This is a genomic window from Nocardia sp. CA-145437 (assembly GCF_050956485.1).
Taxonomy (GTDB): Bacteria; Actinomycetota; Actinomycetes; order Mycobacteriales; family Mycobacteriaceae; genus Nocardia.
This window is the reverse complement of sequence record NZ_CP191204.1, coordinates 2,107,556-2,131,025: the sequence shown is the minus strand read 5'-3', so window position 1 is coordinate 2,131,025 and position 23,470 is coordinate 2,107,556. Positions and strand designations below refer to the sequence as shown.

Here is a 23,470-nt window from a genome sequence, read left to right as displayed (position 1 = left end):
CGTGTCCCGATGGAAGCCGTTGAGTGACAGTCCGGTCGGTTCGGGGCAGAATGCTCCCCGGCGGACAGCGCGGTCCGCCACCCACGGAGACAGGGGGAATGGTGGCCGACAGTCGGATGATCGCGGCACGACAGCGCTTCTTCGGCGCGGACGCCGTGGACCCGGACAGCGGGGCCGTGCGCGCGGACCGGGTGCTCGTGTCCTGGTTCGGCTGCGCCAGTTTCGCGGTGGCCATGGGCGGGGTGGTGTTCCTGCTGGACGCCTGGGTGCCGCGCGGGCTCACCGCCGGGTACGTGCCGACCACGCCGGAGGAGGTCGCGGCGCTCGAGCCCGCGGCGATCTTCATCGGGCACGGGCATTTCGACCACGCCGCCGACGCCGGGGCCATCGCCGCGGCCGGCGGGGCCGTGGTGCACGGGACGGCCTCGCACTGCGCGACAGCTCGCAAGCAGGTCGGCGGGGCCGAATTGGCCTGCCGGGAACTGGGTTCCGACGCGTCGGCGCCCGGCGACCGCTACGACTTCGAACTCGCGCCGGGGCTGTCGGTGACCGCCGTCCGGCACCTGCACTCGGCCCGCACGCCGCGCCACGAGGGACCCGACGCCTCCGCACCGGTCCGGCCCAGGCCGTGCCTGTGCGATATCCGCGCCTATCCCCCGGGCCGATCCGAGACCGGACACCTGGCCCGGAACCTGCTCGCGCCGGAGGGCGGGGTGCTGCTCTACCAGTTCCGGCTCGGCGATTTCGTGCTGACGTGGCACGATTCCTCCGGCCCGCTGCTGGACAAAGCGCCGGAGGTTCTCGACGTCCTGCGGGGTCTGCCCGCCTCCGACGTGCACATCGGCGCGGTGCAGGGCTACAACCAGTTCACCAACGGGCTGCGCGACCCGCGCAGCTACATCGAGGCCCTGCGGCCGAAGGTGTTCGCGCCCAACCATCACGACAACTGGCTGCCGTTGATCACGGCCCGCGGCGAGGCGTTCGTGACGCCGCTGCACGCGGAGCTGGAGCGTCTGCCAGAGGGCTCGCGGCCCGAGATCCGGATGCTGCTGGACCGCGACGACTACCTCGCGCCCCGGAGATTGTCGTTCGACCTCGCGCCGAAGGGTTGAGTCGCAACAGCGGCGCGGATGATGCCGCTGCCACCACGAGTGGCCTCGCCCAGCGGCTGTGGCGGCGCCACGAAACAACCGGGGCGCTGGGACTTCCCTGACCGGCTGACACGGCGGTCCGGCGATCGTCGGCTGACCGACCGCACCCGGCAGCGCTGTCCGCCGCGCCGCGCGAGCAGCCGTCGTCGTCGCTGGGGGCGAACTTGACCGCGAGGGCGAACCCGATGCCCGGGTCGCTGACGCCGAATCCGGAGACAAGTCTTACCGCACTATCGGGCACGCTCTCCGCGGGGGGCACAGGCGGGCAGCACGAATGTCAGCGGAAGCGGAGAACCATTGTGATGCTGGTGGTTCCGGCGAGATTGACCTTGTCGGAGCCGTCGACCGCGACGAATCCGAGGCGCTGGTAGAGCCGGAACGCCGGATTGTCCTGCCGCACACTCAAACAGACGGCGTCGTAGTCTTTCCGCGCGGCGTCGATGAGCGCGGTCATCAGCGCAGTGCCGAGTCCGGTGCCACGGCTCTCGGGCGCGACACCGATGGCCAGTTCCGGAGTGTCGGCGTCGACGTAGCCGAAGGCCGGGTCGTCGGCGCTGAACAGCCGCAGCCAGGCGGCGCCGAGCGGCACTCCGTCGAAGCCGCCGACCACGCCGAGATCGCTTGCGGCTCCCCAACCTTCGACGTAGTGCCCGAGTCCGGACACGTCTCGAAGTTGATCGGGTGAGTCCATGCCCTGGTCGCGGGCGTAGGAGGCTTCGTAGAGCATCGCCCAGAGGAGTTTCTCGTCAGCGGGCTCGGCGGGTCGGATGAACATCGGCTCAGCCGATCACGAATTCCGCTGTTGTGCCAGTGAATTCATGGTTGGCACCGGCGCCGTCGCGGCTGTCACCGGTGTACTGGATGCGGTAGCGGCCCGCGGGGGCGCTGTCGGGCACCGTCCACTGGATGGCGATGGTCGAGGCGGCATCCTGTCCGGCCGGACGCGACCAGTGCAGCTCGGTGCACCAGTCGTTGTCGTCGTAGACGCGCCGCCAGTCGTCGCCGGTCCCCTGCTGGATCTCGAAGTAGGTGCCGTCGAGCCGGAAGTTGTTGTTCGGGTGCGCGCCGACGAATTCCACCGAAACCGTCTGTCCCGCCGCGTAGTTCGCCTGCGGCTGGGTCAGCACGTCGCCGTAGGCGCGACCGGCGTGCGGGGTGTCGGCGGGGACCGGGGCGAGCAGGTTGGGCTGCAATCCGAAGGCCCAGTCCAGCGGCGCGGGTCCGCGTCCGAGGTCGACGCGCGCCGCCAAAGCCTTTGCCAGCCGGTCGAATTCCTGCATGTGCGCCGACAGCGTCCACCGTCCGAACAGCGTCTCGCCGCCCTCGTACTGCTGGCTGGCGTACTCCTCCGGCGTGGTCACGTACCCGCAGTACCCGTTGGCGTAGCCCTGCAGCAGCACGTTCTCCAGCGGAACGTTGAGCGCCCGCGCCACCAGCCGCCGGATCCGCAGCCCCGACACGACGGTGTACTCCGCGGGCCCCGACGCGAGCACCAGATCGCCGATCCGCATCAACTGCAGCGGCACCACCTGCGGCACCCACGGCCGCGGCGGCAGCACACCGAGCGGCGCGAGGATCAGCTTGGGCGACTGCACATCCCGCATCCAGTCCTCGATCGGCGAGTTCAATCCGCCGAGCGCCGCCACCATCGGGTTGGCGTCACCTTCTTGCAGGAACGACAGCTGCGAGTTCCAGTTGTCCTCGGTACTGGTCGCCATCGCCGCGGCGCCCATCATGGCGGGCGCGGTGCGAGCGGGCTTCCCGTCCGGGGTGTAAGCGCCGTCGATCGCGGTGTCCGACAGGTCCACGTAATGCAGCACCGAGTCGACGCCGGTGCTGCTCATCGGCGCTGCGGCGTCGAAAGCCTTGCGGCCCGCCTGATACTGGCGCTCACCGATCATCGCGCAGTTGGTGCGATTATCCTCGGTGGGCCCCGACGGATGCATCTTCTTGATCCACAGATTCGGCGTCATATCGCCGGCATTGGTCTGCGGGAACGCCGCCACGAACGAGGGCGGCCCATCCAGATGCCGCACCCCCATCTCGTCATGCTCCCAGCGATAGCTGGCGTACCCCTTGTTGTCCTGCGAGATCAACGTGTTCCGGTCGGTCATCGAGGTCCCGTGCGTGGCGAACCAGGTGATCGCCCCGACATCCTTGCCACCCTGCCGGAACTTCAACACCGTGAGCTGCGGGTCGATGGCGTCCGGGAACGCAGCCTTATCCTCGGCCGGATTGTCCTCGAACGCCCCCCGCGACCGGTTCACGCTCGCGTCATGCAACTCCCCGCGCCCGAGCATGATCGCCCCCGGCGCCAAGTTCTCGTGCGCGTCGACGATCGCCTTGACGATCCCGCTCACCTCGGCCTCATACGAGTTCTGCTGAAACCCCATGGCCGCCAGCGAATACGCGTACTCCCGCGCGGTCCCACCACAAGAGTTGTGATTGTGCGTCGCATTGAGGTTGACGTTCCGCTCGGTGTACAACCCCCCGAACCGCTGCTGCAACTGCTGCATCACCACGAGGTGCACCGACTGGAACAAGCAGGCATTGTCCGTGTTCACGAACGCAACCCGATCCCCGGTCGCCTGATCCACCACGACGTAGGCGCGCGCATAACACCGCGACAACAGCCCCGTAGTGATCTGATCAGCCTCCGAGTACCCCATCATCCCCTGGCCCGCAGGCGCACCGGTGATGTCCGCGATCCCGACCCCGACCAGATAGCCGGCCCCAGCTTCCCGATGCTTGATGGGCTGCGCCCCAACAATATTCGCACCAAAAGCCACACTGGCCCCCACGCCACCAACAGCAGCGCCAGCCAACACAGCCCGCCGGGACAGACTCATCCGAACCCTCACTATCCGTCACCGCGCCACAGCGACCACGAGCCGCCACGCCAAAGAGTGAACCTGTTCCATTCCAGGTTTCCCGCAGACTAGTCGGTCACTTGACCAATTTCTAGCCATCCGTCCAGGATCGCGCCCGCCACACTAGCCGCCGCAGCCCAACCTCGCCCCTCACACACGCCGATACCGCCAGGTCACCGCCAGTTCGACCCGCAATCTTCACAACGTCAGGGTTGTCCACAGCTCGCGGTGTTCGCCCAGTTCGAGGTAGGCCGTCACCTCACCAGCTCTGCCACGCTCGGACAGTGATCCGCACCCGCGCCGAACTCCGAGCCGAAGGAATACCCGACAGCACCATCGACTATCGCTGCCGCCAGGGCTCTTCGACCCGACTGCTTCCCGGGATCTACTGCGCCGTCGAGCCGACCACCATCGTGAAATGCCATGCGGTCATCACGTGGCTCCCGTCCGCCGTACTGAGCCACCGCACCGCGGCCTGGCTGGCCGGGATGCTCCCAGAACCACCACGTATCGAGGCAACCGCTCCGACCACCATCCGCCGAAAGACGCCGCCGTGGCTGCATCTCTACCGCCGTGACCTCCAGCCGGACTGGGTCGACCTCACAGCCGACCTTCCGGTGACGTCCGTTGCCCGCACTCTGCTGGATTGCCTCCGGGTCCTCTCGAAGTCCGAAGCCGAAGCTTTGATCGACAATCACGCCGGTCATACCGTGCGACCACAGGATCTGCTCGACCTCTGTTCGGGCTTGCACGGCTCGCCTGCCTTGCGCGCGCACCTCAGAGCCGCCGCAGCAGGCTTCGCCTCGGAACCGGAACGGATTTTCGGCCGCGCCATGCTCGAGCGCAATATCCGCCTACTCCAGAACCATCCAGTCGGGCAGTACAGGTGCGACTTCGTGGACGAACGCTCGTCCACCATTGTCGAGATCGACGGACGTGAGTTCCATTCGAGCCCGGCAGCGTTCCGACATGATCGCCGTCGGCAGAACGCTCTCGTCCTCGGGGGATGGTTCATCCTTCGATACGCCGCGGCCGACGTCTTCCAACGGCTCGACGCATGCGCGGACGAAGCGGCCGCGGCGATTCGCCACCGCCGCCGAACCCACTGGCGTCCATGACTGTCCTATCGCTCCAAAACACCCCGCCCCCAGTCAGTTTCCTGGCCGGCAGCCACCCGTTTTGGAGCCGGAGGCCAACCACACCTCCAAGCAATCGTTAAGCCACCCTCAAGGTCACCACGATCAACTTCCTCTGCTGAGCACTTCCGTTCCAGCACAAATCAATTGATATCGAGCCGCAAAGGTGAACAGCATGGGACCGACGTCCGCAGTCAGAATCGCACTCGCAGCCGCCGCCACCGCGACCGCGGCAACCGTCATGGCCGCGCCGGCGCACGCCGACCTGTATCCGAACGCATGCCTATACGTGGACAACCAGTTGGCCGGCACCGCCTACATCACCGTCCACAGCAGCATTCTCGGCGATGTCGACTGGGACATCAGCCCTTACACGTTGTCCTCCTTGAACTACAACGACAACCCCATCGCGACCGCCACCGGCGGATGGAACATCAGCTACACCCCCGGCAGCGCACAAACCTCCTGGCGCTACGAGCCCGGCTGGGCCCCTGCGTCGGGCTGCAATGGCTCCTGGGTGTTCACCATCAGCTAGCTGCCTACTCGGTCTCGGCCGCCAACGCGATCAACCGCGCCCGCACCAGATCGGGCCGCTCGTCGACGACGAAATGCCCGCACCTGTCCACCAATTCGAGCGTGTAGTCGTCCGCATTGGTTGTCTCCGCCGCGGCCAACGAATAGTGCACCGCCGCATCGTCTTTCCCGAACAGCGCCCGCACCGGCACCGATGCCCGCCGGCGCTCCGGATTCCGTATCGACGCAGGCACCTCCCGCAACAGGAACGTCCGATACGTATCCCGCGCAGCCCGCGCAACCACCGGATCCTTGAACCGATCCGCGAAGATCGCAATCGTCTCCGGATCGAACCGACCCTCCCCCTTGGCAGCCGCCCCGAAAAGGGCCTCCAAGAACCGCGTCCGCTGCTGCAACGGCACCCCTACCGCCGCCATCAACGGCTGATACGCCAACAGCCGCCAGAACTGCCGAGCCACCACACCAGCCGGCGCCCACGGATGCGCCATATTGCAGACCAGGAACCCCCGAAACCGCTCAGGCTCCCGCAGAATCATCCGAAACCCGACGAACCCACCCCAGTCATGCCCGACCAGCAGCGTCTTCCCCTCCAACCCGAGCCCATCCATCAGCGCAAACAAATCACTCGCCACATCATCCTTGGCCCACCGATGCCCCGCGGCCCCCGACCACCCGTACCCCGGCAGATCCGGCGCAATCACCCGCATCCCCACCGGCGGATTCCCCAACAGATCCCGGTACACATAGTGATGCTGCGGCCACCCATGCAACGCCAACACCGGCTCCCCCTCCCCAGCCTCCGTCACGTGGAATCGAACACCCCGCGCTTCCACATAGCTTCGACGAACACCCGGGATTACCGGCGGATCCTGATCAGCAGCCATAACCCACGCTAGCGCCCTCAGATCAACTGCACCACAGGCAAACTGCAACAGACACGGTCGCGCAAACAAGATCGACAAGCTGCACCACCGGTGGCATGCTCTCAGCATGAGTATCGGGGCGGAGAAGATCCTCAGGGGACAGATCATCGAGCATCTCAAGGGGATCGTCAGCGCATCGGGAACCGTGACGCGCGAACAACTTTGGGACTTCGATCTCGACGGAACAACGCACCGGCTGATCGATCGAAGTCGCGGCATCCGCAACCCGAGGGATATGCAGGCCACGCTATCGATCATGTCCGCACCTGACGGCCCCTATACCGATCAAGACCTTGACGGGTCATTGTTCGCCTATGCCTATCGAGAGGGCACCGTCGATGGCGACAATGCGAAGCTACGCCGGGCATACGAGCTCGAGCTGCCCATCATCCTGCTTCGCAGGCTATCCCCGGGCGTCTATGTTCCTATCTGCCCGGTCTACGTCGTGGAGGACGATACGGAAAAGCGGCAGTTCCTGATCGCACTCGACGCCGACCTACTGAACATCGCACAACCATCGAGTCCCACCCCACTCGAGCGGAAGTACGTCAGCCAGATTACGAAGCGTCGACTACACCAGCCGGAATTCCGCGCACGGGTACTCCTCGCCTACAAGTCGCGATGCGCTGTCTGCCGCCTGGACCATGGGCGTTTGCTGGACGCGGCGCACATCATTCCCGATCCGGACGAGGACGGTACTCCAACTGTCGATAACGGCCTGAGTCTGTGCAAGATCCACCATGGTGCCTACGACACAGCACTGCTCGGGATCGACCCGAACTTTCGAATTCACATCAGTCCTCAGCTGCTCGGGTCGAACGAAAGCCCCGTCATCGAGTACGGGTTTCAACAGCTGAACGGCGGAGAAATCGCCTTACCGACCCGCACCGCAGACCGGCCCGACACTGACCGGCTAAGCGTTCGCTTCGAACGCTTCCAGGAGGCGTGCTGACATGGCACGAGTGCTCCGCCTGACACCGGGCCAGCAGCGGATCGAGGCACATGACTTAGACAAAGGCGTTGACTGCGAGCACAAGAAGGTCACCGATGACGGTGGAGACACCCTGCTCCACCTGTCGACCTTCGGCTCCAAGAATCGGGAGTCTCATCGCAAGAGCAGCCAATCCCTGCAGTTCGACGCCGGGATCGCCGCCGAGCTGGTGGACATTCTCCGAGACACGTTCGGCGACGATGCTCTGCAGCTGAACCTGCAGCCGCGACTGGATGTCGCTTTCCCTGCAGGCGGAACCACAGCGGATGTTCGGTCGCTCGCGCACCTCTATCGAAGGAACCCCGAGGTATTTCGAGCACTGATCAGCAGCGACGACGCGGCCGCCGACGTGGTTGCGTTGGCCAACCGTAGGAAACAAGTCGAGACTTTCCGCCGACTGATGACGGATGACTACTATTTCGATGCAGTGTGGAAGACGAACTTTCCGAATCAGGGATGCGAAGCGGTCTGGCAGGATTTCTTCGAAAGGAATCCCTGGATCTTCGGCGTCTCGCTCTCGGGTCAGTTGTTGACCTCGTGGAGTCCGGACAAGCTGGAGCAGGTGGTCGCCGGCCACTCGATCGCGTCGGTCGGAAAACGCACCGATGCACTGCTCCGGACTTCCGGCCGTATCCAGTCAATGGTTTTCGCCGAGATCAAAACGCACCGGAAAGAACTGCTCGAACCGGTCCGGGAGCCCTACCGCTCCGGGTGCTGGGCTCCGTCATTCGAATTGTCCGGCGGCGTGGTCCAGATCCAAGGAACAGTTCATCGCGCGGTGACACAGATCGGCGAGCGACTGAACGATACTGCCGCGGATGGCAGTGACATCCCTGGCAAGTTCACCTATCTATTGCGCCCGCGGTCGTATCTGGTCATCGGCAATCTCGCGACTCTGTACGGCGAGAGCGGCGGCGAGAATCAGGACAAGGTGCGTTCTTTCGAGCTCTACCGCCGCGAACTGGTCCAACCCGAAGTCGTAACATTCGACGAGCTTTTGGCTCGGGCCGAATGGACGATCGAATCCGCCATGACCGACTCCGAAGCCGACAGCCGCTGATCCTCAGCGTGAGAGCCCGTTTCAGACGCTGATACCGCCCGCGAGGGCGCCGAGCGCACGTACCGCCAAGTCTGCCGGAGAGCCCGGGCCCGTGGCCGGGGCGTTGTCGGATGCCCACTGTTCCACGGCAATTCGGATGGCACCCGCTGCGGCGGCCGCAAGGAGGCGGAGCTGCAAAGGGTCCGCGGTGGGACCGGCCAAATCGGTGAGGACGCGGAGCAGGTCGCGTTCACCTTCCAGATTGATGCGATGCCAGACGGTGCGGAGGGCGGGGTCGTCGTCCATGGCGTGGATGAGGCCTCGGGTGATTTCGAGGTCTTCGAGGGCGCCGTCGAAGGTGAGGGAGGTTTGGATGGCTGCTTCGAGTTCGGGGAGGGTGGGGAGGCGGTGGGGGCCGGCGGCTACCAGCTCGAGCCAGCGTTGGGCGCCGGTGGCCAGGAGGGGTTCTACCGCTTCTTCCTTGGTGCGGGCGTAGCGGTAGAAGGTGCGCAAGGCTACGCCGGATTCGGAGGCGATTTGTTCGGCCGTCACCTCCGAGGTGCCGTGTTCCGCGAACAACCGCGCTGCGGTTCGGGCTATGTCCATGCGGGTTTCTTGTTTGCGGCGTTCGGCGAGGGTGGGGCGGAGTATGGGGTGGGCGGACATTTTCACCTCCTTTTGGGCGGGTTGGTTGAACCAATCCTAGTCGACGGGATGCCAGTCTGGCATGACGTGCCACATAGGCGTAACGTGTCTTTTAGAGGCTGGAACATAGCTAAGGAGAGTCGCAATGGAGCGTTTTGACGGGCGTCGAGTAGTGATCACCGGGGCTGGGTCGGGGATTGGGCGGGCTACCGTGCACCGGATCCTGGCCGAGGGTGGGCAGGTTGTGGGGGCTGACGTCAATGAGGCGGGGCTGGCCGAGACTGCCAAGCAGGCGGCGGAGAACGGGAATGGGGATCGGCTTACGACCCTGACCGTGGATATCTCGGATGAGGCGTCGGTGAAGGCCGGCGTTGCTGCTGCTACCGAGGCGCTCGGCGGGATCGATGCGCTGATCAATGCGGCGGGGATTCTGCGGTCGGCGCATACGCATGAGCAGCCGGTCGAGGATTTCAACAAGATTATCGCCATCAATCTGACGGGCACCTTCTTGATGATCAAGGAGTCGCTGCCGCAGTTGCTGGCTTCGGACAAGGGTGTGATCGTCAACTTCACCTCTACGTCCGCGTTCTTCGCGCACCCGTACATGTCGGCGTATGCGGCATCCAAGGGCGGGATCATGTCGATGACGCACGCGCTGGCCGCGGAATACTCCAAGCAGGGGCTGCGTGTGGTCGCTGTTGCGCCGGGGTCGATTTCGAGCGATATGACCAGCGGCCGGGGGCCGGGTCTGCCCGCGGACGCCGATCTGAGCCTGTTCATGAAGCTGGCGCCGGGTATCGGGCAGGGCTTCGCGTCGCCGGACACGGTGGCCGGTGTGGTGGCCATGCTGGCGTCGGATGACGGTGCGTTCATCACCGGTACCGAGATCCGGATCGACGGCGGCACGCACTACTGATCCACTGCCACAGTCGAATTGCGAACGGCCCCGCGGGAGAAATCCTGCGGGGCCGTTGCCGTGCAATGAGTTTCAGGGTGTCTCGGGGTGAATGTCATACAGAAGGACCATTCGGCCCTGAATTCACAGGAAAAGCATTCCCCGCGCGGAGGTTACTGGGGCATTGTGCAGACCATGAAGCAGACATTTCTACGCCGGACGGCGGCCCGCGTGGCCGTCGCCGGTGCTATTGCTGTGATTCCCCTTGCGGCTGTGACGATTCCGGCGAGCGCCGAGGTGCCCGTCGACAGCGCGCCCGCCGACGTCGCCTGGCCGCACCAGCAGAACAACCCCTGGTGGGATCGGGATCGGGACCGCGGTCACGACCGGGATCGGGATCGGGACGCCTGGTGGCGCGATCGCGATCGCGACGACTGGAACCGCCCCCACCGCCACGACAACGACTGCTGGTGGCGGCACATGCTGCCGGGCAGCTTCGGCAGCTGGTAACCACGCTCGCGCGGCCCTCCTTCCCGCGCGAACGGCGAAGGCCCGTCAGGAGCGATCCTGGCGGGCCTTCGCGGCACTCCTCGCCACCACTTCAGGGGTTACGGCGTCTGGAGCGCTTCGAATGTCACGGCCAGCGTGACGGGACGGTCGAGGATCAGGCCCGCATGGTGGACATGGTGAGGAACGTAGCGCTTACCCGACCAGTCGAGGCGGTACTCCTCGATGCGATCGATCGCTTCCCACGTCTTATCGAGATGAATGATCAGGTAGACGGGAATTCCAGCAAGTGCGTACAACACCCGTTTGACGCCGGTATCAGTGTCGACGGTATCCCTCGAGATCACCTCGGCCACCAGGTGGATGTGATCGCGAACTGTGTTGACGTCGTAGGGCTCACAATCGCGCACGAAGATATCGGGGTAGCGGATGTTGAGACGGCGGTCGGTGCGAGTGTCCTCGGTATCCGGAAGTCGTACAGCGACATCGGAAGCCACCCGCAGACACGGGCCCGAAGGGTCGCGAGCGTCTTCGATCGCTGCGGCCAGACGCCGCACGATCCTGCTGTGCGCCTCGCTCTGTGACATGAGCCGGATCAGTCGGCCATCCACGATCTCGATGTCCCCGGCGGTCTCGCTGAACCCGTCCGGTTCGGCAGCGAGAAACTCCTCGGCCGTCAGGTACCGGATGTTGTCGTCTGCGGGCGATACGGTCACCGGCACCTCTCACACGTCGGTTCAGGTCGAGGACAGGACATCGCCAATGGTAATCCGACGTGTGCCGTCGACTCTCGACACGAAACGACCCGCCGGACACCAGAGTCCGGCGGGTCGTCGAGGCCGCGAAACCTTACGCGGTTTCGGTGATCGGGCGGTCGACCCAGCTCATCAGGCTGCGCAGCTGCGCGCCGGTGACCTCGATCGGGTGCTCGGCGTTGGCCTTGCGCAGACCCTCGAGCTCCTTGTTGCCGCCCTCGACGTTGGCGACCAGGCGCTTGACGAAGGTGCCGTCCTGGATGTCGGTCAGGATCGCCTTCATGCGCTCCTTGGTGCCGGCGTCGATGACGCGCGGGCCCGACAGGTAGCCACCGAACTCGGCGGTGTCGGAGACCGAGTAGTTCATGCGGGCGATGCCGCCCTCGTACATCAGGTCGACGATCAGCTTGAGCTCGTGCAGGACCTCGAAGTAGGCCATCTCCGGCGCGTAACCGGCCTCGACCATGACCTCGAAACCGGTCTTGACCAGTTCCTCGGTGCCACCGCAGAGCACGGCCTGCTCACCGAAGAGGTCGGTCTCGGTCTCTTCCTTGAAGGTGGTCTTGATGACGCCCGCGCGGGTGCCGCCGATGCCCTTGGCGTAGGACAGGGCCAGCGCCTGACCGGTGCCGGTCGGGTCCTGGTCGATGGCGATCAGGGCCGGAACGCCCTTGCCGTCGGCGAACTGGCGACGCACCAGGTGGCCGGGGCCCTTGGGGGCGACCATGCCGACGGTGACGTTGGCCGGAGCCTTGATCAGACCGAAGTGGATGTTCAGGCCGTGGCCGAAGAACAGCGCGTCGCCGTCCTTCAGGTGCGGCTCGATGTCATTGGTGAAGATGGAGGCCTGCGCGGTGTCGGGCGCGAGGACCATGATCACGTCGGCCCACTCGGAGACCTCGGCGGGGGTGCCGACGGTCAGGCCGGCCTCTTCGGCCTTGGCACGGGACTTCGAGCCCTCCTTGAGGCCGATGCGCACGTCGACGCCGGAGTCGCGCAGGCTCAGCGAGTGGGCGTGGCCCTGGCTGCCGTAGCCGATCACGGCGACCTTCTTGCCCTGGATGATCGACAGATCGGCATCGTCGTCGTAGAACATCTCGACTGCCACAGTGGTTCCCTTCAGATTGTTTGGTTAGTGAGAAGTATCGGGCCAGCGGTTATCGCGGGCTTTATCGGGTCGCGGTGATGGACTTGGGTCCGCGGCCCACGGCGACAACGCCGGACTGCACGATCTCACGGATGCCGTACGGCTCCATCATGCGCAGCAGCGCGTCCAGCTTGGAGCGGGTGCCGGTGGCCTCGATGGTCAGCGCGTCGGGCGACACGTCGATCACCTTGGCGCGGAACAGGTTCACGGCCTCGATCACCTGGGTGCGCACGCTCGCGTCGGCGCGCACCTTCACCAGGATCAGTTCGCGGGCGACCGACGAGTCGGTGTCCTGCTCCACGATCTTGATGACATTGACCAGCTTGTTGAGCTGCTTGGTGACCTGCTCGAGCGGCAGGTCCTCCACGGTCACCACGATGGTCATGCGCGAGATCTCCGGGATCTCGGTGCCGCCGACCGCGAGCGACTGGATATTGAAGCCACGCCGGGAGAACAGCGAGGCCACGCGGGCCAGCACGCCGGGCTTGTCCTCCACCAGCACGGAGAGGGTGTGGGTGGTGGTCATTCCTCGGTCCCCTTCTGGGAGGCGCGCTCGTGGGCGGCCAGCGAAGCCTTCTCGTGCGACATGGCCTCGTGGATGACGGCCGGCTCGGAAGCCTGCTCGTCGTCGTCGAACAGCGGGCGGATGCCGCGCGCGGCCATGATCTCGTCGTTCGACGTGCCGGCGGCGACCATCGGCCACACCTGCGCGTCCTTGCCGACGATGAAGTCGATCACCACGGGACGGTCGTTGATCGACTGCGCCTCACGGATCGCGGCCTCCACGTCCTCTTCCTTCTCCACGCGAATACCGTGGCAGCCCAGCGCTTCCGCGAGCTTCACGAAGTCCGGGATGCGCAGGGTGTGGGTGCCCAGGTCGGTGTTGGAGTAGCGCTGCTCGTAGAACAGGGTCTGCCACTGGCGGACCATGCCCAGGTTGCCGTTGTTGATCAGCGCGACCTTGATCGGCACGCCCTCGACGGCACAGGTGGCCAGTTCCTGGTTGGTCATCTGGAAGCAGCCGTCACCGTCGATGGCCCAGACCTCGGAGTCCGGCATGCCCATCTTGGCGCCCATGGCCGCGGGCACCGCGTAACCCATGGTGCCCAGACCGCCCGAGTTCAGCCAGGTGCGCGGGTTCTCGTACTTGATGAACTGCGCGGCCCACATCTGGTGCTGGCCGACGCCGGCACAGTAGATCGCCTCGGGACCGGCCAGCTGACCCAGCTTCTCGATCACGAACTCCGGCGACAGCGAACCGTCCGACGGGGTCTTCCAGCCCAGCGGGTAGGCATCGCGGATACCGCTCAGGTAGCCCCACCACTCGGTCAGGTCCAGCAGCGGGGTCTTGCCGCCGGTGGCCGGATCGGCCTTCAGGGTCTCGATCAGCTCGGTGATGACCTCGCGGCAGTCACCCACGATCGGCACGTCCGCGTGGCGGTTCTTGCCGATCTCGGCGGGGTCGATGTCGGCGTGGATCACCTTGGCGCCGACCGCGAACGAGTCCAGCTGGCCGGTGACGCGGTCGTCGAAACGCGCGCCCAGGGTGATCAGCAGATCCGAACGCTGCAGCGCCGCAACGGCTCCCACGGTGCCGTGCATACCCGGCATACCCATGTTGAGGGTGTGGGTGTCGGGGAACGCGCCGCGCGCCATCAGGGTGGTGACCACCGGGATGCCGGTCAGCTCGGCCAGTTCCAGCAGCTCGGCCGAGGCATCGGCCTTGATCACGCCGCCGCCGACGTAGAGCACCGGAGCCTTGGACTCCATGATCATGCGGGCGGCCTCGCGGACCTGCTTGCCGTGCGGCTTGGTGACCGGACGGTAGCCGGGCAGCTTCATCTCCGGCGGCCACGAGAACGTGGTCTGCGCCTGCAGCACGTCCTTCGGGATGTCGACCAGCACCGCGCCGGGACGGCCGGTGGAGGCGATGTGGAACGCCTCGGCGATCATCCGCGGGATGTCGATCGGGTCGGTGACCAGGAAGTTGTGCTTGGTGCACGCCATGGTGATGCCGGAGATGTCGGCTTCCTGGAAGGCGTCGGTGCCGATCAGCGAACGGCCGACCTGGCCGGTGATGGCGACCAGCGGCACCGAGTCCATCTGCGCGTCCGCGATCGGGGTGACCAGGTTGGTCGCACCCGGACCGGACGTGGCCATGCACACACCCACCTTGCCGGTGGCCTGCGCGTAGCCGGTCGCGGCGTGACCCGCGCCCTGCTCATGGCGGACCAGCACGTGGCGGACCTTCGTGGAATCGAAGAGCGGGTCGTAGACGGGAAGAATCGCACCGCCCGGAATGCCGAATACCGTGTCGACGTCCAGTTCCTCGAGCGAACGGACGACCGACTGCGCGCCGGTGACCCGCTCGGGCGGGACCTGGCGGCGGTTCGGGGTCGCGGCCGGAGCCGCGGTCGGCTGAGTGGCCGAAGGCGCCGGCTTGCGGGCCGAGGGCCCGGGCCGTGCGGTAGGTGCGCTCACCGTCTTGGTTCCTTACTGCTTGTCGTTCCAGTCGTGGACTTGCCTGAACACAAAAAAGCCCCCGACAGCCATGGGCTGTTCGAGGGTGGCGCGTCGCAGCTGCGAGCTGACGTAATGGACCTACAGTCGTCGGCTCAGCGCTGGACGCGCCGGCCGATTACGAGCAACTCGATTCGATTCACGCGCTCGACGGTATGCGCGCGCTACTCGTTCAGTCAAACAGCTGACCTATGGGGTCTCATTATGTGAGACAGTGCGGTTGTTCGGGTCCGTTCACCATGATGCGAGGATGTGGGTGTGTCCTCACAGCATCAGTCCGTGCCACCTGCTCGATCGTCCCACACGCCCGGTGCCGAATCGGACGCGGGTCGCGTGATCCGCATCCCCCGGCTCGCTCACCTCGGGGTGTTCATCCTGCTGTTCTCCGTGGCCTTCCCGTTCTTCGGGGCGCCCAAGGTGCTGTGGATCCTGTTCGCGATCCCGGCCGCGCTGGTGGTGTGGATCGAGCGGACCCGGACCACCGTCTCGGACAACGGCATCGACGCCCGCACCCTGTTCGGCTCCCGGCACATCGACTGGGCCGACGTGCGTGGGCTGGTCATCCCCAAGCGCGGGTACCTGCGGCTGCACCTGGCGGACGACACCGATGTGACCTTGCCCGCAGTCGGCTACAACCGGCTCGCCGACCTCGTGGACGCCTCGGGCGGGCGCATTCCGGACCCGTTCGCCCAGGAGCCGGAAGAAACCGACGAACCGGTCGAAGCGGACGAATCTCACACCGAAGGCACCGAGACCGAGGGCGAATCCGGCAAGTCCTAGGCGTTTCGGGGGCGCAGAGTTTCCACCGGCGGTAATCGGGGTCATAGGCCGGGAGTAACGTTGAGAGCCGCCGGAGGAACGTCGCGAGACCCGAATTCTCGTGTCGTGAACCACCGGACAGTCGCTCAACAGCCCCCTGCGACACGAACCGAGGACCAATGCCACCGCTTCGCTCACGCACCACCACCGTCGGACGCAATGCCGCGGGCGCTCGCTCGCTCTGGCGCGCGACCGGCCTCACCGACTCCGACTTCGGGAAGCCGATCGTCGCCATCGCGAACTCCTACACCCAGTTCGTGCCCGGCCACGTGCACCTGAAGGACGTCGGCGAGATCGTGGCCGAGGCGGTGCGGGCGGCCGGTGGCGTCCCGCGCGAATTCCACACCATCGCCGTCGACGACGGCATCGCCATGGGTCACGGCGGCATGCTGTACTCGCTACCCTCGCGCGAGATCATCGCCGACTCGGTGGAGTACATGGCCAACGCCCACACCGCCGACGCGCTGGTCTGCATCTCCAACTGCGACAAGATCACCCCCGGCATGCTGAACGCCGCCATGCGGCTCAACATCCCGGCCGTGTTCGTCTCCGGCGGCCCGATGGAGGCCGGCAAGGCCGTGATCGTGGACGGCGTCGCGCAGGCCCCGACCGACCTGATCACCGCCATCTCCGCCAGCGCCTCGCAGGCCGTCAGCGACGAGGGCCTCAGCGAGGTCGAGCGCTCCGCCTGCCCGACCTGCGGCTCCTGCTCGGGCATGTTCACCGCCAACTCGATGAACTGCCTCACCGAGGCGCTGGGCCTGGCGCTGCCGGGCAACGGCTCCACCCTGGCCACCCACGAGGCCCGCCGCGCGCTGTTCCAGAAGGCCGGCAAGGTCATCGTGGACATCGCCACCCGCTGGTACCGCGACGACGACGCCTCGGTGCTGCCGCGGAACGTGGCCAATGCCAAGGCCTTCCGTAACGCCATGGCGCTGGACGTGGCCATGGGCGGTTCCACCAACACCGTGCTGCACACCCTGGCCGCCGCGCAGGAGGGTGAGATCGACTTCGATCTGCAGACCATCGACGAGATCTCGCGTCGCGTGCCCTGCCTGTCGAAGGTCTCCCCCAACTCCGACTACCACATGGAGGACGTGCACCGCGCCGGCGGCATCCCGGCCATCCTCGGCGAGCTGCGCCGCGGCGGGCTGCTGGAAACCGACGTGACCACCGTGCACACCGCCTCCTTCGACGAGTGGCTGGACACCTGGGACGTGCGCTCGGGCAAGGCGTCCGACGAGGCCGTGCAGCTGTTCCACGCCGCGCCCGGCGGGGTCCGCACCACCGAGCCGTTCTCCACCGCCAACCGCTGGTCCTCGCTGGACACCGACGCCGAGGGCGGCTGCATCCGCGACGTCCCGCACGCGTACACCGTCGAGGGCGGCCTGTGCGTGCTGCGCGGCAATATCGCTCCCGACGGCGCGATCCTCAAGACCGCCGGCATCGACGAGGACCTGTTCACCTTCGAGGGCCCGGCCGTGGTGGTCGAGTCCCAGGAGGAGGCGGTCTCCAAGATCCTGGGCAAGGAGATCCAGCCCGGCGATGTGGTCGTGGTCCGCTACGAGGGTCCTCGCGGCGGTCCGGGCATGCAGGAGATGCTGCACCCCACGTCGTTCCTGAAGGGCGTGGGCCTGGGCAAGGTCTGCGCACTGATCACCGACGGCCGCTTCTCCGGCGGCACCTCGGGCCTGTCCATCGGCCACATGTCCCCGGAAGCCGCCGGCGGCGGATCCATCGGACTCATCGAGAACGGTGACCGCATCCGCATCGACGTGCACACCCGCGCGCTCGAATTGCTGGTTCCCGAAGACGTTCTCGCGGAGCGCCGCGTGAAGATGGAAGCCTCCGAGCGGCCGTGGCAGCCGGTGAACCGGGAGCGCCCGGTCACCACCGCGCTGCGCGCGTACGCCGCGCTCGCCACCTCCGCCGACAAGGGTGCCGTCCGGCGCGTGCCGTAATCGAGAAAGCAAGGGAATGACAATCGAATACATCGGCCAGGCCGAGACCGAATTCGTCGGCAAGGCCGAATCCATGCTGGCCGACTACACGGCGATGCTGCATCGCTCCGACGCCCGCAATGCCGAGGCTCGCGAACTGCTCGCCGACGCCGAGGCCCTGGCGGCCGAGGTGCGTGACCTCGACAATGCCGAGTTCATGGCGACTCCCGACGAACAGGTTCGGATCGGGGCGCACCGGGCGCTGCTGCAGAGCGAGATCGACGCGAAGTCGAGCCGGGTGCTCCAGCTCCACCAGGAGACGTTCCAAGAGTGGGAAGCCTGGACCGCACGCCAGTGAGGCTGGGGGCAAGCCCCCACACTCCTCGAGGAGATCCGCGGGGCCCCCGCCCCGCACCCCGGATACGAATCGGCCGGGCTCGATCCAGTGGATCGAGCCCGGCCGCTTGGTTTTTCGAGCCCATGCCACGACGTCCGCGGCCGCGGCCTGCTACTCGAACGGGCCGATACCGGTGAGCGGGTTGCCGCCGTGCAGGTAGATGTAGACCAGGATGGCCGCGGCCACCGCCGCGACGAACGCGGCCAGGGAGCCCAGGAACGGGCGGGTGGACCAGGCGCGATTGCGGTCGATCGAGTAGCGGCCGGGACCGGTGAGGATGAGCGCGGTGGTGATGCCGACCAGGATCGAGTCGATCTCGACCGAGTTGGTCTTGGCCGAGTACTGGAAACCGGGCACCATGCCCTGCTTCCACAGCCACGCGTCCAGGATCACCGCGAGCAGCGCGCCCGCGGCCAGCGGCGTGGCCAGGCCGATCACCACCAGCACGCCACCGCCGAGCTCGCCCGCGATGAGCATGGGCGCGGCCAGGTCGACATGCTTCCAGCCGCCCCCTTCCATGGAGGTCTTGATGCCGTCGAAGCCGGGTCCGTGGAACCAGCCGAAGGCCTTCTGCAGGCCGTGGTAGATGAACGTGCCGCCGATGACCAAGCGCAGCAAGAGGAGTCCGAGGTCGAGGGTGCCGCGGCGGTCGTCGCGACGGCGGCGGCCGTTGTTCTCCGGGGGCGCGGCCGGGGCCGGGGGGATGCTCGCGAAGGAGTAGGTCGAGGACGGCTCGGCGGTGCTGCTGTCGGCCGCACCCGGGATGGCGTTCTTGACCTGTGAGTAGAGCGGGACGTCCAGATCGAGGCCGAGTTCCTCGTCGGTGCGCGGCAGATTCCGCTCGGTGCCGTGACCGACCTTCTGCGGCGTGATCTTCTCGGTCGCCTGGCCGCCGACCTGGCCGAGTTGTTCGGTGGCCGGGCCGGTCTGCTCGGCGGCCTGACCGAGGGGGTCGGCGGGTGGGGTGATCGTCTCGGTGGACTGCACGCCGGACGGGGCGGCGAACTGCTCGGTCGGCGAGTCGAAGGGGCTGCGGACCGGTGCACCGGCCGGGCGCGGAGCTGCGGGCGTGGCGTCGCCCGCCGCGGCGGACGGCTCGTTCGGCTTGTTCGTCACCCGGGCCAGAGTATTAGCCGCAACCGTCCGGCACCCGGCAGAACGCGGGCGTGTCCGCTGTCCGATTCACGCCACGGTGGATTGTTTCGCCACGGCACGCCTTTTTGCGACACCCCGTCCGAGCGGTGACGGCAGGTTTTCCGTAACGTCTCCACCATGAGTCTGGTTGCCGCTGACCGTGTCGGGGTGGGTGCACGGATGGTCCGCGCGGGCGCCGGGCGGATCGTGCTGGGCATGACGCTCGGCGCGGTGCTGCTGTCGGGGTGCGCGCGCTTCGACGATCGCGCCTCCAGCCCGTTCACCACCGAGCCGACCTGGCAGGACGCCGAGCCCAAGACCACCACCCCCAAGACGCCGCCGAGCAATGCCAAGCGTCCGGATCTGCCGTGCGTGGATCCCGATCTGGCCGTGGTGGTCTCGTGCCTGGACACCACCGGCGGTCTGGTCGCGCTGCCCGACGGCGGCAGCGCGCTGGTGACCGAACGCACCACCGGGCGCATCCTGAAGGTGGTCGCCACCGACGAGGGCGAGCCGCCCGCGCCGGTCGAGGTGGCGCGGCTGGACGTGGATCCGTCCGGGGACGGCGGGGTCACCGGCCTGGCGCTGTCGCCCACCTTCGACGAGGACGGCCTGTTCTACGCGTACGTGACGACGCCGAGCGACAACCGGGTGGTGCGCGTCTCCACCGACGGCGGCGCGCCCAAGCCAATCCTGACCGGAATTCCGAAGGGCGCCAACGGCAATCGCGGTTCCATCAGCTTCCTGCACGGTCGCATGCTGGTCCTGACCGGCGACGCGGGCAACCCGGTGCTCGCCGGGGACACCAGTTCGCTGGCCGGGAAGCTGCTCGGTATCACCGCCCCCGCGCCCGGCGCGGCCCCCGAGGTGATGGCGTCCGGGATCGGCGTGGCGGGCGGCGTGTGCGCGGACGGCAAGGATTCCATCTGGTTCACCGACCGCACCGCCACCGAGGACCGGCTGCAACGTATCGGCGCCGACGGCGTCGCGGTGAAGGCGTGGACCTGGTCCGATCATCCGGGCGTCGCGGGCTGCGCGGCCGCCACCGACGCGGTCGCCATCTCCATGACCAATCAGAAGGCGCTGGCCATCGCCGCGGCCGACAAGAACACCCACGCGGTGACCGCCACGCCGGCGCTGCTGGCGCAGGACAAGTACGGCCGCCTCGACGGCGCGGCGATCGGCGGCGACGGCAATATCTGGGCTGGCACCGTCAACAAGCCCGACGGCAATCCCAACCAGTACGACGACCGCGTCGTGCGCATCCCGCCCCCGTCCGGCAGTGGGAACGGCGGACCGGACTAGCCGCCGAATCCAGTGCGGCGCACAGCGATTGCTGTGCGCCGCACTGTTTCGAGAGCCTTCAGCCGAATCCCTGCCGGATCAGGCCGACGCGCGGGCGTGAGGGGTCACGGACGCGTGGCCCGCGCGACCGGCATCTGCAGTTCGATGACCCATTCGGCGGACGCGGGATCGCCGGGGGCGTTGAGGTAGACCTCACGGATGGGTGCGTTGGGGGTGTATCCGTGTTCGTCGGCCCAGCGCCCCATCGCCTCGAAGGACACGCACAGGTCGGTGAGCTTGCCGCGGTGGGCGAGGGTGGCGGCGTGGGTGATCTCGGGCAGGCGCCGCAGGTCGAAGTCGGCGCCGGGGACGGACTCACCCGCGACCTGGTGCGCGACGTGCACGCGCAGACCCTCCTCGAGCTCTTCGTAATACACGACCGGCGCGCCGGTGATGGTGAGTCCGGACTCCGGAATCGCCTTGCCGAGACGGGCATACAGCCGCTCGATGATCGGGCCGACCGCGGCCTCACCGGATTCGGCTGCCACATCGCTCATTTCGGCGACCAGCGTGGCGGACAGTGCTTTCACGACGATTTCCTGCTCGGGCATGACGCCCTCCCTTTCGATACGCAGGAGCCTCGCCTCGACGCTCGCGAGCCGGGCGGTATCCGCGGCCACCTGATTGGCCAGCTGCGCGCGACGCAGTTGCAGCATGCCGTGCAACCGATCCGCGGACAGCTGCCCGTCGAGCATCTCGGCCACCTGATGCAAGGTGAAGCCGAGATCCTTCAACGCGACGATGCGGTTGAGCCGCGCGAGCTGATCGGCCGCATAGAACCGATAGCCCGAACACGGATCCACCTCGGACGGCGGCAGCAGTCCGATCTCGTCGTAGTGGCGCAGCATTCGCACCGACACCGATCCGAACCTGGCGAAGTCTCCGATACTGAACATGACTCCTCCAGGTTCGAGCCTCACACGGTGTGAGGGTCAAGCTCATGATCGCTCAAAAGGCTCGGGGCGCGCGGCTGGTGCCGCGCGCCCCGATGACGAGAGTCCAGTGGGTGAGGTCCGCCCGCAGCACACGAGTTCAGCCACGCGCCCTGATGACGAGAGTCCAGTGGGTGAGGTCCGCCCGTGGCGCACGAGTTCAGCCGCGCGCCCCGATGACGAGAGTCCGGTAGGTGAGGTCCGCCGTCGCGCGCGAGTCAGCCGCGCGCCGACGGGTCGGTGTCGGGGCTGGTCAGCCCTCGACTCCGCAAGCGGCGAGGACGAGTTCGCGGACTCGGGCGGCGTCGGCTTGGCCGCGGGTGGCCTTCATGACGTCGCCGACGACCTTGCCGGCGGCCTGGACCTTGCCGGAGCGGATCTTCTCGGCGATGTCGGGGTTGGCGGCCAGGGCCTTCTCGACCTCGGACTGCAGGGCGGAGTCGTCGGAGACCATGCCCAGGCCCTTGGTCTCGACGATCTGGGCGGGCTCGCCCTCGCCGGCGAGGACGAAGTCGACGACCTGCTTGGCGACCTTGTTGTTGATGGTCTTGGCCTCGACCAGCCCGGCCACCTCGGCGACCTGCTTGGGGGTGATGGGCAGGTCCTCGAGCGAAACCTGGCTCTCCTTGGCCTTTTCGGTGAGGTAGGCGACCCACCAGGAGCGGGCGGCATCGACCGAGGCGCCCGCGTCGACGGTCGCGATGATCAGGTCGAGCGCGCCGGCGTTGACCAGGTCGCGGAACACCTCGTCGGACAGGCCCCAGTCGGACTGGATGCGGGCGCGTCGCAGCCACGGGTACTCGGGGATGGTGCCGCGCAGTTCCTCGACCCAGGCGGCGTCGGGCGCGATGGGCTCGAGGTCGGGCTCCGGGAAGTAGCGGTAGTCCTCGGCGGTCTCCTTGATGCGGCCGGACGAGGTGGTGCCGTCGGTCTCGTGGAAGTGGCGGGTCTCCATCAGGATCTCGCCGCCCGAGGACAGCACCACGGCCTGGCGACGCATCTCGAAACGCACCGCGACCTCGACGCTCTTGAGCGAGTTCACGTTCTTGGTCTCGGTGCGGGTGCCGAATTCCTTGGCGCCCTTGGGCATCAGCGACACGTTGACGTCGCAACGCATCGAGCCCTGCTCCATCTTCACGTCGGAGACCTCGAGGGACTTGAGCACCTCGCGCAGCGCGGTCACGTACGCGCGCGCCACCTCGGGCGCCCGCTCGCCCGCGCCCTCGATGGGCTTGGTGACGATCTCGATGAGCGGCACGCCCGCGCGGTTGTAGTCGAGCAGCGAGTGCGAGGCGCCGTGGATGCGGCCGGTGGCGCCACCGACGTGCAGCGACTTGCCGGTGTCCTCCTCCATATGGGCGCGCTCGATGTCGACCCGGAAGACCGTGCCGTCATCGAGGACCACGTCGAGGTAGCCGTTCTGCGCGATCGGCTCGTCGTACTGGCTGATCTGGTAGTTCTTCGGCTGGTCCGGGTAGAAGTAGTTCTTGCGCGCGAACCGCCCCCACGGGGTGATGGAGCAGTTCAGCGCGAGCCCGATGCGGATCGCGGACTCGACGGCCTTCTCGTTGACCACCGGCAGCGAGCCCGGCAGGCCCAGGCACACGGGACACACCTGGGTGTTGGGCTCGGCGCCGAATTCGGTCGGGCAGCCGCAGAACATCTTGGTCGCGGTGCCCAGCTCGACGTGTACCTCCATGCCGAGCACCGGGTCGTACCGGTCGATGACATCGGAGTAGTCCATCAAGTCCACGGTCGCTGCGCTCATGCGCTCCATCCTATTTACCCGCC

22 protein-coding genes are annotated in these 23,470 nt (G+C 66.9%); 11 read left to right on the top strand and 11 right to left on the bottom strand.

Translation table 11 applies throughout. From position 1 onward, the window contains the following. The first annotated feature begins 98 nt into the window (after nt 1–98). Nucleotides 99–1,112, top strand: a complete 1,014-nt coding sequence (locus ACQPYY_RS09410) for an MBL fold metallo-hydrolase (protein ID WP_433593451.1) — start codon at nt 99–101, stop codon at nt 1,110–1,112. 316 nt (nt 1,113–1,428) lie between these two features. Here ACQPYY_RS09410 and ACQPYY_RS09405 read toward each other — a convergent pair whose 3' ends face one another. Continuing rightward, nucleotides 1,429–1,926: an N-acetyltransferase family protein gene (locus ACQPYY_RS09405; protein ID WP_433593450.1), complete on the bottom strand. Its 498-nt coding sequence runs from the start codon at nt 1,924–1,926 to the stop codon at nt 1,429–1,431. 4 nt (nt 1,927–1,930) lie between these two features. After that, complete coding sequence (locus ACQPYY_RS09400) at nt 1,931–4,000, bottom strand: neutral/alkaline ceramidase (RefSeq protein ID WP_433593449.1); 2,070 nt, start codon at nt 3,998–4,000, stop codon at nt 1,931–1,933. Between the two features lie 305 nt (nt 4,001–4,305). Between ACQPYY_RS09400 and ACQPYY_RS09395 the strand changes: the two genes are divergently transcribed. Together ACQPYY_RS09395 and ACQPYY_RS09390 are read left to right on the top strand one after the other, a co-directional pair. Beyond that, the gene (locus ACQPYY_RS09395) at nt 4,306–5,139 is read left to right on the top strand and encodes a DUF559 domain-containing protein (protein ID WP_433593448.1); all 834 of its coding nucleotides are present in this window, start codon (nt 4,306–4,308) and stop codon (nt 5,137–5,139) included. A 193-nt stretch (nt 5,140–5,332) separates the two neighbouring features. Then, nucleotides 5,333–5,692, top strand: a complete 360-nt coding sequence (locus ACQPYY_RS09390; protein WP_433593447.1) for a hypothetical protein — start codon at nt 5,333–5,335, stop codon at nt 5,690–5,692. A gap of 4 nt (nt 5,693–5,696) precedes the next feature. Here ACQPYY_RS09390 and ACQPYY_RS09385 read toward each other — a convergent pair whose 3' ends face one another. Continuing rightward, on the bottom strand, nt 5,697–6,575 hold the full coding sequence (locus tag ACQPYY_RS09385) for an alpha/beta fold hydrolase (protein WP_433593446.1): 879 nt from the start codon (nt 6,573–6,575) through the stop codon (nt 5,697–5,699). A gap of 106 nt (nt 6,576–6,681) precedes the next feature. On the opposite strand from ACQPYY_RS09385, the gene ACQPYY_RS09380 reads away from it, so the two are divergent. Both ACQPYY_RS09380 and ACQPYY_RS09375 read left to right on the top strand, forming a co-directional pair. Beyond that, nucleotides 6,682–7,566, top strand: coding sequence for an HNH endonuclease (locus tag ACQPYY_RS09380; RefSeq protein ID WP_433593445.1), 885 nt, complete (start codon nt 6,682–6,684; stop codon nt 7,564–7,566). Nucleotide 7,567: 1 nt separating this feature from the next. Next, entirely contained in the window at nt 7,568–8,665 is a 1,098-nt protein-coding gene (locus tag ACQPYY_RS09375) for a Shedu immune nuclease family protein (RefSeq protein ID WP_433593444.1), read from the top strand. A gap of 21 nt (nt 8,666–8,686) precedes the next feature. Here the strand turns inward: ACQPYY_RS09375 and ACQPYY_RS09370 are convergent, their stop codons facing one another. Further along, complete coding sequence (locus ACQPYY_RS09370; protein ID WP_433593443.1) at nt 8,687–9,310, bottom strand: TetR/AcrR family transcriptional regulator; 624 nt, start codon at nt 9,308–9,310, stop codon at nt 8,687–8,689. Between the two features lie 124 nt (nt 9,311–9,434). Here ACQPYY_RS09370 and ACQPYY_RS09365 point away from each other — a divergent pair, with 124 nt between their 5' ends. Both ACQPYY_RS09365 and ACQPYY_RS09360 read left to right on the top strand, forming a co-directional pair. Then, the gene (locus tag ACQPYY_RS09365) at nt 9,435–10,205 is read left to right on the top strand and encodes an SDR family NAD(P)-dependent oxidoreductase (RefSeq protein ID WP_379101658.1); all 771 of its coding nucleotides are present in this window, start codon (nt 9,435–9,437) and stop codon (nt 10,203–10,205) included. Nucleotides 10,206–10,379: 174 nt separating this feature from the next. After that, nucleotides 10,380–10,694 carry a hypothetical protein gene (locus ACQPYY_RS09360; protein ID WP_433593442.1) on the top strand — a complete coding sequence of 105 codons (315 nt, stop codon included), beginning with the start codon at nt 10,380–10,382 and terminating at the stop codon, nt 10,692–10,694. Between the two features lie 98 nt (nt 10,695–10,792). Here ACQPYY_RS09360 and ACQPYY_RS09355 read toward each other — a convergent pair whose 3' ends face one another. The 4 genes from ACQPYY_RS09355 to ACQPYY_RS09340 form a co-directional block, all read right to left on the bottom strand. Next, nucleotides 10,793–11,407, bottom strand: a complete 615-nt coding sequence (locus ACQPYY_RS09355; RefSeq protein ID WP_433593441.1) for a Uma2 family endonuclease — start codon at nt 11,405–11,407, stop codon at nt 10,793–10,795. Nucleotides 11,408–11,540: 133 nt separating this feature from the next. Continuing rightward, nucleotides 11,541–12,542 (bottom strand): ketol-acid reductoisomerase, encoded by a 1,002-nt coding sequence (gene ilvC / locus ACQPYY_RS09350; RefSeq protein WP_213561376.1) that lies wholly within the window; start codon nt 12,540–12,542, stop codon nt 11,541–11,543. Between the two features lie 73 nt (nt 12,543–12,615). Next, nucleotides 12,616–13,119, bottom strand: a complete 504-nt coding sequence (ilvN, locus tag ACQPYY_RS09345) for an acetolactate synthase small subunit (protein WP_040860049.1) — start codon at nt 13,117–13,119, stop codon at nt 12,616–12,618. Then, nucleotides 13,116–15,074, bottom strand: a complete 1,959-nt coding sequence (locus ACQPYY_RS09340; RefSeq protein WP_357279268.1) for an acetolactate synthase large subunit — start codon at nt 15,072–15,074, stop codon at nt 13,116–13,118. Before ACQPYY_RS09340 ends, ilvN begins: the two co-directional genes overlap by 4 nt. Before the next feature lie 318 nt (nt 15,075–15,392). Here ACQPYY_RS09340 and ACQPYY_RS09335 point away from each other — a divergent pair, with 318 nt between their 5' ends. The 3 genes from ACQPYY_RS09335 to ACQPYY_RS09325 all read left to right on the top strand — a co-directional run bounded on the left by ACQPYY_RS09335 (nt 15,393) and on the right by ACQPYY_RS09325 (nt 18,230). Beyond that, the gene (locus tag ACQPYY_RS09335; RefSeq protein WP_379101646.1) at nt 15,393–15,893 is read left to right on the top strand and encodes a PH domain-containing protein; all 501 of its coding nucleotides are present in this window, start codon (nt 15,393–15,395) and stop codon (nt 15,891–15,893) included. Between the two features lie 158 nt (nt 15,894–16,051). Beyond that, nucleotides 16,052–17,893, top strand: a complete 1,842-nt coding sequence (gene ilvD, locus ACQPYY_RS09330; RefSeq protein ID WP_379101644.1) for a dihydroxy-acid dehydratase — start codon at nt 16,052–16,054, stop codon at nt 17,891–17,893. A 16-nt stretch (nt 17,894–17,909) separates the two neighbouring features. Next, nucleotides 17,910–18,230, top strand: coding sequence for a hypothetical protein (locus ACQPYY_RS09325; protein ID WP_433593440.1), 321 nt, complete (start codon nt 17,910–17,912; stop codon nt 18,228–18,230). A gap of 150 nt (nt 18,231–18,380) precedes the next feature. Here ACQPYY_RS09325 and ACQPYY_RS09320 read toward each other — a convergent pair whose 3' ends face one another. Continuing rightward, nucleotides 18,381–19,385, bottom strand: coding sequence for a DoxX family protein (locus tag ACQPYY_RS09320; protein WP_433593439.1), 1,005 nt, complete (start codon nt 19,383–19,385; stop codon nt 18,381–18,383). 198 nt (nt 19,386–19,583) lie between these two features. On the opposite strand from ACQPYY_RS09320, the gene ACQPYY_RS09315 reads away from it, so the two are divergent. Beyond that, complete coding sequence (locus tag ACQPYY_RS09315; RefSeq protein ID WP_379102186.1) at nt 19,584–20,708, top strand: PQQ-dependent sugar dehydrogenase; 1,125 nt, start codon at nt 19,584–19,586, stop codon at nt 20,706–20,708. A gap of 104 nt (nt 20,709–20,812) precedes the next feature. Here ACQPYY_RS09315 and ACQPYY_RS09310 read toward each other — a convergent pair whose 3' ends face one another. Further along, a complete protein-coding gene (locus ACQPYY_RS09310) occupies nt 20,813–21,643 on the bottom strand; it encodes a MerR family transcriptional regulator (RefSeq protein WP_433593438.1) in 831 nt (276 codons plus the stop codon). A 289-nt stretch (nt 21,644–21,932) separates the two neighbouring features. Further along, nucleotides 21,933–23,447: an Asp-tRNA(Asn)/Glu-tRNA(Gln) amidotransferase subunit GatB gene (gene gatB / locus ACQPYY_RS09305; protein ID WP_433593437.1), complete on the bottom strand. Its 1,515-nt coding sequence runs from the start codon at nt 23,445–23,447 to the stop codon at nt 21,933–21,935. Nucleotides 23,448–23,470 lie beyond the last annotated feature (23 nt).